This is a genomic window from Lunatimonas salinarum (assembly GCF_017811155.1).
Lineage (GTDB): Bacteria > Bacteroidota > Bacteroidia > Cytophagales > Cyclobacteriaceae > Lunatimonas > Lunatimonas salinarum.
In genome coordinates this window covers 213,026-225,708 of sequence record NZ_JACVCV010000007.1, presented here as the reverse complement: position 1 = coordinate 225,708, position 12,683 = coordinate 213,026, and the positions used below count along the sequence as shown (strand labels likewise).

The following is a 12,683-nucleotide window of genomic DNA, read 5'->3' as shown; positions in this document are numbered from 1 at the left end:
ATATAATCCTATCAATAGTGCTCAATCCGGAAAACGAATATGCGTACTTCCTATATTCTTTACTCCGACGATTGGGACATCAAGCGGACAACGACACGGCTTCTGAGGGAATGATATATGAAAAGGTGGCCATCCGAAGCCTGTGGCACAATTTTTCAACACCTATGCCCGAATATGCGAGTAGACGAGTCCATTTACAAAAGTGCCAGTATGACAGTATTGTTTGCGCGGGAAGGAAATATAGAACAGCCCAATGAGCAATTGCGTATTTTTTTGCGCTTTTCTTTTCCATAGCTTGATGCCCCAGCCTTTGCCAAAAGGTGAAACAATCCTCGAACTCCTCAAAGGACTCCGCCGCTCTTCCGGTTGGTTATTACGATCCAAATTGCTTCAGGTGGTGGTCCAGGTGCTTGTAAAACATATTGTTCCACTCTTCTTTCGATAACTTCCCGAAAGACAAAGATTCCCTTCCATCGAAATGAGCTGCACCCAACTCCACCGTTTTTTGCAAGTACCGAACCAAGCGTTTTTTTTCCGCCTCAAAATCGCGCTCATCCGCGATGATAAAAGCCGGCGCCGTTTGAAGATTTCTTTTGTAGGGCGTTTCGCTGACCACCATTTTCTTTACAAAGGCTTTAAGGATCCACCTCGTCAAGAAATTGGGTTTGGGATGCTTGTTTTCAAAAGCCATTTCGTAAGTAACGTTGCAATGTGCCAACATCTGCGACACATTCATTTTTCCCCATTGAGGTTGCGTGTAGGGGGATAAGGAGTTTATTCGAGCGATCAATTCGTCTGCCACCGCTTTTTCGAAAATAACAGGTAAAGCCATATCAATTATCGTTTGTGTTTCAGGTGTTTCCGCTTTCAGCCCAGCCAAAAGCAAGCATGGGTTCTTTCCCATTTAAATTCTAAGCGAGCAGACCGCAAAAAGGCCGGGAGAAGCCGCTTGCCATTCAGGTCAAATAGGCTGCCTACCCGCCTTCCCCCCCTTCTTCTATACTCACCCTCAGAGCATCACAAATGATACCGGCTCAGCTGCGTTTGGGTAGACATTTGGAAATACCGTATAGCCCAGGACTGGATCAAGGTACGCATTGCTCCAGAACGAATCGCCAAAGGCCCTGACAAATACGGTTTGTCCGGAGGTAAATCCGGCATTCTGTAGGTCTGTTTGAGACAAGGTAAGCTCAAACGGGTTGATCTGGGCAACAAATAACGGAGAAAAGGCGCGGTAATTTTCCAGATCCAGGCTGGACTCAGTACCGAGCAAATACCGGACATACCGGCGGTTTGCCGAATTACCCGCCGGTTCAGTGGTGATACGTAGTATCAGCTCTCCAGCCAACCGTTCAATCCCCAAACCGGTAATCTCGGTGGAGGAACGCTGCCCAAGAGAGGGCGTCTCGGTAATGGGTGTGGCCATGCCGGTGTTCTCGTGTAACACCTCGTGCTTTTTGTAGGTACCGAAGCCTTCTTTTTCATACACAAGGGTGTACGTACCAAACGGTACATCAGATAATACGAAGCGTCCATTGGCATCGGTTGTAGCTGCGATTAGCGGAGAAGATCCTTCCACACTGACCTGCATGCCGGAATTATCCAGAGAGTTGGTGCCCTCGTCGTATAGATTGACGGAACCTACGATATCTGCAGCTGTTGCCGGCCCCTCCTCGGGGTCAGTATCGTTGTCACAGGACACCGCCAGGAACCCAATCAGGGCTCCGAAAAGAATTTTTAATTGCCTCATTTTCTCGTTAACTATTTACGCCAAGTTTTTGGCTGGCATGGAGCCCTGCAGGTCCCTATTTCCAATAAATGCTGTTTTCATCAAACAGCGGAGCTTCCTGCCCAATTTCCACAAACAAGGCTTTGTCCGGATTCGTTCGGTGTATCTCAAAATAGCGAATGCCACTGTTACCCATTCCCCAGCCGGCACAAGTATGGGTAATGGGCTCCACAGCGGCCCGTTCTTCGTACTCCCGCCTGGCCTTTCCTGTGGGGCGCAGCTCGTATCGACCCACCCCCTCCCTGTTGGAATCAATCGCCTCAAAGGAACAACCCGCTGATTTTGACCACCCCTCATACTCTGCCAAAATATCCAGCAGGTCCTCTATTTTTTTGTTTGGAAGATAAAACACCTGAAGGACGCGCTGTAAGGCAACCGGCTTCCCGTATTCCATGCGCTCCACAAATGCGCCGGGCAAGGTTTCGCTGATTCCGACCCGTAGATCAGGACTTTGTTGTGCCCAAAACTCCATGCCTGCCCCGGAAATTTTCTCCCAGTTCATACCTGCGTACGGCTCCCTTAATGGCTTTTCTTGTTGCGTTTGTGCACCGTCATCTTCGCTTTCTTCACCTTCCTCCTCATTACGACAAGTCCCAAACAGGAGGAAAACTAGCAAATAAAACAGTACCGGATAGTTCATTGATGATAATGTGGGTAGACCAGCGAAATTAAAACGCATAAATCTACGCGCTTTTTCTTCTTTTTGAAAGTGGGAACGGGTCATTTTCAACGGATTGCATGAACTATTGGTAGAGGACATTTCAGAAAAAACAAAGTCCGATTAATCGGGGGCTAGACCAACGCCTTTAGCGTGTCTAAATACACGTTCGAAAATTTACCGAAGAAAACAGGAGAGAACTGGATTCTTTGACCACAGATAACACAGATTTACACAGATCTTTTCAATGAATGAATCGATTACCGCCTACTTTTTCCTGCTTTTCTCGTTGGGACAACCAATTCAATTTCGATTATTAAAATTGACCTGATACCTTTTTTCATCAAGGCGCTTGATAGTTTTCGATGGTTTGATGTGACCCGTTAAAATGTAAATTGGAGAAAAACAACATGCTCACGTTATCTTTCGCCTTGCAGGTTTTAGCGTGAAGAAATCCGGGCAGTGCGGTGGCAAAGAGAGGCATGTCTGACGAGATTTTGGGCTGTAAATTCCTTTTTAGTACGTGTACTTTCCAAAAACCGAGGAAAACAGGAGCAAGTGGGCCAAAACCTGAAGAGGAATGCCGGCTTGTACTGTAATATTAGCTTCCAACACCTACTTGGTAGGCTGAATTTCGGCGGTGATCCAATGCTGAATAAAAAGCAAAAAAAGGTGCCGTTTTTAAGAGCACCTTTTCCCAACAGGTTTAAAACGGTTTGTTAATATCCAGGATTCTGGTCCCCATCAGAAATACCCGCATTCACATCTATTTCTGCCAACGGAATAGGAAGGTATCGATGTGTGCTATAGGTAAATGCAGGGATTCCCGCCAGTTGGAATTCCGCTTCCGCCACAGCTTGTCCCCATCTTAAAACATCTTTTTTTCTGATCTGCTCTAAGCTGAGTTCCCACAACCTTTCGTCCATTATTGCCTTTCTGGTTTCTTCCTGAGACAGATTCAGCTCCAAAGGAGGTAAATTCACGGAAGGTCGTTGCCTTACCTGATTTATGTACGGGATCGCGAGATTAGTTGGCTTGTTCTGCTCATTTATCGCTTCTGCATACATTAACAGGACATCAGCATATCTCAAAACTCTAAAATTAATAGGAGAGTCACCATTCTCTTGATTAGCAGGAATATAGTCATATCTCCCATACTTTCGTGAAACCCAATCCTCCCTATTATAGGGTACATCGTTAAAAATACGCATGGGTTCTGGATGTGCTGGCGTTGGAGGGCCATAAGCTGTATACCTTAAGCGAGGGTCTTCGTCATTATACCTATTGATAAAGGTTGGATTCATCACTGCATTGAACCAAGTCAGGTATCCAAAAGTCCTGGCTCTGTTGGTTCCCTCTGCAACACTGGCAAAATCATGATCATTCCAAGCCCCTGTGTTTCCACCGATATTGGTATATTGCACTTCAAACAAGGATTCTGAGTTATTTTCATTGAACCATGTATGATTGTCCTTGTAATCCGAAACCAAGCTATAAGAAAACTCAGAACCATCAACCAATCGAGCGAAGTACGCTTCGGCTTTTTCATACCCTTGTGGATCAAGATTTACGCCCGGAGACGCCATGTACAAATGGATTTTTCCCAGATACCCTACAGCTGCTCCTTTCGTAACCCTACCTATGTCCGGACCACTATAGCTAAGGGGTAAATTCTCCTCAGCAACTTTGAAATCATCTATCGCCAATTGGTAGACTTCCAATTCTGTTTCAGACCTTGGGTTATTTGCCTGCTCTGAATTTTCTGGCAAACTCAGCACAATCGGCACTCTTCCATAATTAAACACAAGCTCAAAAAAGGCCCATCCTCTCAAAAAATGGGCTTCACCTAGCAATCTGCCCTTTAAAGTAGGATCAAGATTATTCATCCCATTGATTCCAGCAATGGCAAAATTCGCCCTTCCTACCATCTCATAAAGTGCTGTCCATACGTTTCTAACCGTTTCATGATTAGAATCAAATGAATAAGTGGCTATGTGCCAGCTACCTGGCATATTGGAGTTCGGAGACATCTCAATACCCACATCCATCATATTAAAGTAGGAATTATGGTACATTCGACCACTTTGCAGCGGGGTGTAGGCTGCATTTACGGCTGCGATTGCATCATCTGGTGTCTGGAAGAAATTGGCATTCGTTATCTCATTGGGATTGTCGAGGGTAAGAAAATCAGATTCTAGCTCGCAACCAAAACTGAACAGCACTGTTATCAGAAAATATATATTTGCGTATTTCATTTTTTTCAACGTTTAGATTTGAATTAGAAACCAACTTGAAGTCCAATTAAATAAGATCTTGCTTGGGGATAAATGGACTCCGCTACCCCTCTATACATGTTATTAAAGGTGCCCTGCCGGCTGGTAAACTCTGGATCCCATGCGCTAAACTTTGTAAACGTCAGGAGATTTTGACCTGTCACATACACTCTTACGGAGGAAATAGAGTTTTTCAAAAAATTCGTCAACGCGGCTGAGGGAATGGTATACCCGATCGTAGCATTTTTCAACCTCATAAAAGAGCCGTCCTCCATCCAACGATCGGAAAACCTAGCATTGTTGTTAGGATCTCCTGCCACCGCCCTCGGCATGGTAGTTGATGGATTTTCCGCAGTCCATCTTTCCAATACAGCCGTGGTGGTATTGAAAGCTCTCGTCATGCTTTCCAAAACCCTCGCCCGATCCTTATTGTACAACTCGAAGCCGGTCATTCCCTGAAACATCATTGAAAAGTCAAGATTCTTAAATCCGGCATTCAAAGTGGATCCAAAGTTAAACCGGGGAATGGAGTTGCCGATGATTTCCCTATCCTCCGCGTTAACAATTCCATCACCATTTAAATCTTTAAACCGGATATCTCCTGGAGAGGTATTCGCGGTTTGATAGACATTAAAACCATTAGCGCGAGCTGCTTCATTGTCACTAATAATTTCTGCTTCTGTTTGAAAAATCCTATCAACCCGAAACCCATAAAAATGCCCTATTGGTTCTCCAACGATACTCCTATTCAAGCTCTCAGCACCAAATAGAGGTTGGGTTCTCGCACCTAAAGAGGTGACAACATTTTCCAGGAGGAGCCCAAAATTACCATTCAATCCAAAATAAAAATCACCATTATTGATTTGGTATCCAAGGCTTAAATCTATTCCTCTGTTTCTTACAGAGCCTGCATTCACCGTTGGCGACAGACTTATACCAGATGACAATGCTACCGGTACCTGCAAAAGCATGTCATCTGTATCTCTTACCCAATAGTCAAAGCTCAGATTCAATGTGTTTCCAAACATTACCGCATCTATTCCGAAATTAGATTGCGTAGTCGTTTCCCAAGAGATATCCCTGTTTGCCAATGCTCGTTGGGTTATCGCGGGTACGGGCTGTTGGGTATCTCCCAATACGTACCTGATAGTTCCTGTGAGGGTAGCTTGATAGGGGTACAAGCCAATTTCCTGCATACCCAATTTACCCCAACCGTATTTGAGTTTCAAATCATCAATAAACCCCAAGGACTCCATAAAAGATTCATCTGAAACCCTCCAGCCTAGTGAAAATGAAGGAAACACTCCCTTCTGATTACCTGGCGCAAACCGTGAGCTACCATCTTGTCTTACCACACCGGTGAAGAGGTACTTACCTTTATAATCATAGTTCACCCTACTTAATAGTGATGCCAAAGCCCATGTTTGTTCTTGGCCAGTTGCCGCAGTTATTTCGTTGGCAGCTGACAAAACCCGAATCGTCGTGTTGGGGAAATTTCTGGTGTTAATTCCCATCCCTCTTGAGTAGAAGCTTTGCCTTGTATAGCCGGCTAGGATGGAGAAGTTATGGTCACCGACAGACCTCCGATAGTTTATCGTATTCTCTAGCAAAGCCGAATTTCGTCGAGATGATCCTTCTGATAAGGTAGTGAAGTTATTAATATCCCTTTCACCTGCATTGTACACAGGTGTATAGTTGTACATTGAATTCATCCCATAATCAATCGAGGCGGAAAACTTGTAGTTCAGCCCCGGAATTACCTCATAGTTGAGGTAGGCATTTCCAATTAAGCTGATTTCATTTCTTTCGACATCGGTCAACTCAAGAATTCTCACTGGATTTTTGGCATCCATGCCATCTGCTACATTCGGACCATCAAATCCACCCAAATTATTGGGATTGTAAACAGGGATATATGTGGGCATAAACAATGAATTCATCATCGCGAAATTTTCATCGTTTAATGTACCGGTGTGCGCCACCTGTAATGATTCCCCAATCGTTACCTTTCCCAATGTAAAATCCGTATTCGCCCTGAATGAGTACCTTTCAAATCCGGTTGATCTCAGAATACCCTGTTGATTCATATACCCTCCAGAAATCATATATTTTGAATTCTCTGTACCCCCTGAGACCGATAGATTATGTTCTTGCAACGGAGCTGATCTGAAAATCGCATCCTGCCAATCGGTTACATCCTGCAAATTACCGGGATTTTGGAGATTTGGGATCGGAGCCTGCCCTCCGTTACGCTGTATTTCGTTGGCATATTCCGCGTACTGCCTTGCATTGAGTACGTCCATTTTTTTCCATACTTCCTGCAACCCTACGTAAGAATTAAAACTAACTTTTGGCTTTCCTGTGCCTCCCCTTTTGGTCGTAATTAATACTACACCATTGGCCGCCCTAGATCCGTAAATTGCGGCCGAGGAAGCATCCTTCAAAATTTCGATTGATTCAATATCATTGGGATTGATATTATTTGCGCCACCGGCGCCTATCACTCCGTCGATCACAAACAGGGGCTCTGTATTTCCTAAAGACCCCACACCCCGAACCTGAATTACAAAGGGAGCACCTGGAGCACCTGTCGCCTGAGTAACCGAAACACCGGCTGCACGGCCTTGAAGTGCTTGCGCCGCATTCAACAGAGGAATACTATTAATTTCTTTCATGTTAATTGAAGAAACTGAGCCGGTGAGATTCTTAACTTCCTGAGTTCCATAACCCACTACCACCACTTCATCCAAAGACGCTTGGTCTAACAATAGGGTGATATCAATATTGCTTTGACCCCCTACTTCTCTGGTCTGGGTGGCATACCCAATGTAGGAAAATACCAATATAGCCCCGTCTGGTGCATTGATGGTATACTTCCCATCCAAGTCAGTAACAGTACCTATACTAGTTCCCCTTACAGATATCGTCGCTCCAGGCAATGGGGATCCGTTTTCATCGGTCACCGTTCCTGAAATACTGATATCAGCCAACGCTTCCCGCTCAAAAAAAGCATCAGACTCATCGGGCTGCTGCATGGACTTCCTTACGTGAATGCTCTGGTTAACCTGCTTGAAATGAAGTCCGGTTTGTCGACCTATTTGCGTAAGCACCTCATAGACGCTCTTTGTTCCGCTGCTTATTTGAACCCTTTGAACTCCCTTTAACTCCTTATCGGTATACACAAATACATAATCAGTACTCCTTTCTATGGCCGAAAATACCCGCTCGATCTGGGCATCTTCCATGCTGAAGGAGACCATCACCTCTTCAATATCTTTGATTTGGGCTTTCCCGCTCCACGCAAACAGGAAACTCATAGAGAGCGTCTGAATCAAAAATGCGTACGTAACTAGTTTGGTCATACGTATGACATGGTATAGTACAAGATTTTTCATACCTTTACTTGGTTTGTTTTTAAAACTATGCTGAATGGTTTTGGACGAACATTTACCGGACACTTCAGGTCTATGAATTCCGGTGTTGCAATAAGCTGGGGATGTTGGCGCATCCTCAGCTTTTTTTTTTAATTTGGGTTTATCTCATAAGCTTTGGGGTTAAAATACAATGGTTACATTTTCCTCGTTTATAGCATATTCAAATCTGACGGAGAATTTCAGACCCTCCAGCACATTTTCCAGGGTTTCATCTTGAAATCTTCCCGAGAGCAAGACTTGCTGCTTAGGTTTATTTTTGATCAATACTTTGACACCATACCAATTTTCCAAAACCCTAATTGCTTCCATGAGTGGCGTTTTCTTAAAAATGATCCATTTCTTTGTCCAGCCAATTACCTGGTCTGAATCAAAACCCCTCCTAAACAGCTCCTTGTTTTCCGAGTCAATTTCTACTGCCTCTCCCGGAAGTAAAATCAACGTTTCTTCACGCTCACCTTCCCGCTTCACAGCTATTTTTCCAGTCAGCAACGAAATGTCCACCGATTCTCCTTCATAAGCCTTGACGTTGAAACTGGTTCCGAGGGCAGTCGTTTTCGTTTCACGCGAATGCACGGTGAATGGTCTTAGAGAATCTTCCGCTACCATGAAATAACCCTCTCCGGTTAAATAGACCTCCCTTTTGTCCTGCTCAAAACTTTTTACATAAGTCAACGTGCTTCCTGAATTTAAAATAACCTGGGAACCGTCACTCAGGGTCAGCTGGGATTTTACACCAGGATTTGTCCGGTGTTCAACATATTCTAATATGGCGGTCCTGGTCTCCGGAATAGAGGTGTTCTCAAAAACCCAACTAAAAAAATAACCCAACCCAAATGCAATCGCCAATATACAGGCTACACGAGAACCGTATGAACTCAATAGATGTCCCTTTGAAGGTTCTTTCGGTAATCCCCTTTCCAGAGTGCTTAACGAGTTCAGTGGAATCACCTTGGGTTCTCCGGAGGGCGTGGCGCCATTTTCACCCTCGTCGAGTCTACGATCAATGGTCTTCCACAAATCCTGTATTTCTACCTGTGAGAGGCTCCAATGTTTAGCCTCATTGAGGCGTAAAATGAGGGCACGGGCCTGTTTGGCTTCCTCATATTTTGATGGATTCTTACGCAACAAATCTTCCCATAAAATATTGGATGCGGTATTTGGTTGTAATACCCACTTTCTGAAAGAAGGATCTAATATGAAATCTTCTGCGGTATAGTTGGCAATCTCCATGTGATGCTAAATTCGACCACATAAGTCCCAGGCTATTAAAATCTATCCTTCGTTTGCAGAAAAAAATTCACTTTTACATAAAAAATAATATCATGACCAATTGGTTAAAAAAACAATAAAAAAAACCATAATATGTTGATATTTTAACAACTACCCTCATTATGTTGTCAGCAAGGATAGCAGTATGAATAAAATCTGCCTTTTTAAATTGGTCAATGCTTTCCATGCAAGGGTATAGACCGATTGGACGTTGATGCCCATAATAGCTGAAATGTCTTCGTAGGAATGATTTTCAAAATAAAGCAGCTGAATAACCTCGTGCTGCCTGGATGGAAGGGCATTCAGCGCTTTCATTAGATCCCTCCCCTTTTCCTTCCGTATTGAAGCATTTTCTGAATCAACGTCTTGACCACAAATCAGACTTTCTTCTAAATCAGAACTTAATGAGCCATAACGGCGCTTTTCCCTTCCTACTTCTTTATGGATTCTATTGCTCAAGCACTTAAACAAATAAAGCTTTACATTGTCCGTGGGCTTTACCGTATCCCTGTACTGCCAAATTTTTAAAAAGACATCCTGAATACAATCCTTAACCAAACTTCGATCTGCCTTAATCGACATACCTAAACGGAACAGTTCTTGGACATAGTTCACATACAAAGCCTGCAAAGCAGTTCGATCTCCCACCTTAACCCGCTGCCACAGCACCGAATCCTCAAAAGACGAATCTGAATTGGCATAACTTTTTGGGCTGGGCATAATTTGGAAAATTGGACTTATTGGTCCGAAAAATAGGTAAAAATCCATGAATTGAAAACTAATCACAGCGTTTTTGACGATGAAACCAAAAATCCATAGCCACTGCTACGCGAAGCAGCTTATTTGTGCGCTTAAAAACAAAAATTGTGACCTATATATGGTCTTTCGCCTTTTTTAAAATTACCTCAGAAACAGAAACTTCGTACGGTTATAATCCCATTGCGTAAGCGTTTCTATCCCATCAATTTGAATATCTGTAAGCTCCGCAACTGTATGTCATTTTTTTTGAATATTGCTCCTTTCTGACTGCTATTTTTTTTATTTTCAAACTTGATTCAAATGCCGATAAAGATAACACCTTAAGAATGAATTACTCGACAAGGTTTTACGCCACTGTTTTCCCCCGAAGGCGGCTCACAACATGGGTTGGTAGGCGACTAGAGACACTGCATAAAGATAAGCTGCGCCTACTCCGGTCGGCAATACCTTTCGTATTGGTTCTTTGCTTCCCTCTTCTTTTGAACGCCCAGAGTGCCGTGAGCCCCGGGAAATTCATCGTCGAGCCGCCAACTTTGCTCAATCTTGGATTTGAGTGGTATATCCACGGCGACGATAACCGGAATGCAACGGTAAAGGTAGCCTATCGAATCGCCGGATCGGACGGTGAATGGAAAAACGGCATGCCCCTCCTTCGCATCGGGGGAGAACACATCGAAAGAGCAGGTATTGATTACACCACACCCGCCATGTTTGCCGGAAGCATTTTGGATCTTACCGAAAACACAGCCTACGAAGCCCGTTTCATTTTGGAAGATCCTGACGGGGTTGAAGGGGAAGCTGTAAAAGTAGTGACGGTTTCCACGCACGCCGAACCAAAGGCTGCCGAGGGGGGCAGAGTACGACATGTCTATCCCCAGTATTATACCGGCGAAAAAGAAGAACCACATTACCCAGGCCTGGTATCCGCTTACGGCGGTTCTACCAACACCAAGGGAGATTGGAACGTAGTGGCCGAAGATAAGGTGCAGCCCGGGGATATCATTAAAATACATGGGGGGCTTTATCAGGGGAATCTACTGAACTATCCCGATTGGCATAACATCCCCTTTGATGGAACCTATTTCTTCACGGCAAAAGGCACCGCGGAGCGTCCCATCGTCATCGAGGCAGCAGGGGATGGCGAAGTGATCTTTGACGGAGCCGGGGCAGCCATATTATTTAATGTCATGGCTACCGATCATCATATCTTCCAGGGACTTACCTTTCGAAATGTGGGGAGAGTGTTTGAAGCCGGCAGAAAACATCTGGCAGGAGCGAGTAACCTGACCATACGCAATTGCCGCTTTGAAAATGTGGGTGAGGGTATTGTGACGGAATACGCCGGCTCAAAAAACTTCCTTATCCAAGATAACGTCCTCATCGGGCGCGACGATCGCTACCGATTATACGGGTGGCAGGCCCACCGGGAAGGGCTGATTCCCTATGGGACGCACCTGCTCGATTCCTACTACGGCATCAAGGTTTACGGATCCGGGCACGTAATTGCCTACAATTCGATCGCTTTCTTCCACGATGCCATTGGCATATCCACCTACGGTACCCCGGAAAAGGAACAGGAGCTAAAGGCTGTGTCGATTGATATTTACAACAATGATCTACACCTCCTGGTCGACGACTTTATCGAGGCAGATGGAGGCGTGCACAATATCCGGGTGATGCGAAACCGCGGTGTGAACTCCGCCGGAAGCGGGATAAGCGCGCAACCCGTCTTTGGGGGGCCTGCTTACTACATCAGAAATGTGCTCTATCATATCGTGCGGGGAGCGCTCAAGATTCATGGGGGAGTGCCTGGCCTGATTGCCTACCATAATACCTTCATTGCCGAAAACAACGCCGGTGGCGGTCACCCAAATTCAAACTACCGAAATAATCTGTTTCTCGGGGCAGATGGTCCGACGGTCATAGCGGCTTTCCCTTATACCACTGCCTATTCGGTAGCGGATTACAACGGTTATAGGACCAATCGGGGTGCCCGAAGTCCAGCAAATCAGTACCGTTGGCTAACACCCGGGGGAGAATGGCAGGAATTTGCTACGTTGACTGACCTGCGAAAAGCGAGTGGTCTTGAAGCCCACGGCATTCTGGTCGACTACGACATCTTTGAAAATCTAAACATGCCGATCAAAGCGCCCGGAGAGGACGTACCCGGTCCGGTGTATCATTCGGTAGACCTTAATTTCAAACTTAATCCTAAAGGAAAGGCAGTGGATGCAGGTGTTCTTATCCCAAACGTAAATGACGATTTCAATGGAAACGCACCGGATTTGGGAGCGCTGGAAGTAGGATTACCGGAACCCATTTACGGGGCCCGTAGTCAAATCCACAATCAGCCCTTCTACAGGTAAGCCATTTGAGAAGGAGAAAGCCCTTTATGTTTTAGGAGCGTAAAGGCCATGCTTGTTTAGTCTAGCTTACATCCGACCGTTAAAGAAAAACTCACCTCAAGGGCATTAAAAACCGAGGAAGATATCAGGGAAGGC

Annotated in this window: 8 protein-coding genes; 1 reads left to right on the top strand and 7 read right to left on the bottom strand. The window is 44.9% G+C overall.

All coding sequences use genetic code 11. The annotated features are described in order from the left end of the window. Window positions 1-373: 373 nt before the first annotated feature. The 7 genes from IAQ59_RS10675 to IAQ59_RS10645 form a co-directional block, all read right to left on the bottom strand. Window positions 374-832 carry a DUF1569 domain-containing protein gene (locus tag IAQ59_RS10675; protein WP_209330790.1) on the bottom strand — a complete coding sequence of 153 codons (459 nt, stop codon included), beginning with the start codon at window positions 830-832 and terminating at the stop codon, window positions 374-376. 177 nt (window positions 833-1,009) lie between these two features. After that, window positions 1,010-1,750: a carboxypeptidase-like regulatory domain-containing protein gene (locus IAQ59_RS10670; RefSeq protein WP_209330789.1), complete on the bottom strand. Its 741-nt coding sequence runs from the start codon at window positions 1,748-1,750 to the stop codon at window positions 1,010-1,012. Window positions 1,751-1,805: 55 nt separating this feature from the next. Then, on the bottom strand, window positions 1,806-2,429 hold the full coding sequence (locus IAQ59_RS10665) for a hypothetical protein (RefSeq protein ID WP_209330788.1): 624 nt from the start codon (window positions 2,427-2,429) through the stop codon (window positions 1,806-1,808). A 737-nt stretch (window positions 2,430-3,166) separates the two neighbouring features. Next, the gene (locus tag IAQ59_RS10660) at window positions 3,167-4,702 is read right to left on the bottom strand and encodes a RagB/SusD family nutrient uptake outer membrane protein (protein ID WP_209330787.1); all 1,536 of its coding nucleotides are present in this window, start codon (window positions 4,700-4,702) and stop codon (window positions 3,167-3,169) included. Window positions 4,703-4,725: 23 nt separating this feature from the next. After that, window positions 4,726-8,115, bottom strand: a complete 3,390-nt coding sequence (locus tag IAQ59_RS10655; protein ID WP_209330786.1) for a TonB-dependent receptor — start codon at window positions 8,113-8,115, stop codon at window positions 4,726-4,728. Window positions 8,116-8,274: 159 nt separating this feature from the next. After that, window positions 8,275-9,384: a FecR family protein gene (locus tag IAQ59_RS10650; protein ID WP_209330785.1), complete on the bottom strand. Its 1,110-nt coding sequence runs from the start codon at window positions 9,382-9,384 to the stop codon at window positions 8,275-8,277. Between the two features lie 159 nt (window positions 9,385-9,543). Then, entirely contained in the window at window positions 9,544-10,143 is a 600-nt protein-coding gene (locus IAQ59_RS10645) for an RNA polymerase sigma factor (protein ID WP_209330784.1), read from the bottom strand. Window positions 10,144-10,508: 365 nt separating this feature from the next. On the opposite strand from IAQ59_RS10645, the gene IAQ59_RS10640 reads away from it, so the two are divergent. Further along, window positions 10,509-12,548, top strand: a complete 2,040-nt coding sequence (locus IAQ59_RS10640; protein ID WP_209330783.1) for a right-handed parallel beta-helix repeat-containing protein — start codon at window positions 10,509-10,511, stop codon at window positions 12,546-12,548. Window positions 12,549-12,683: the final 135 nt, after the last annotated feature.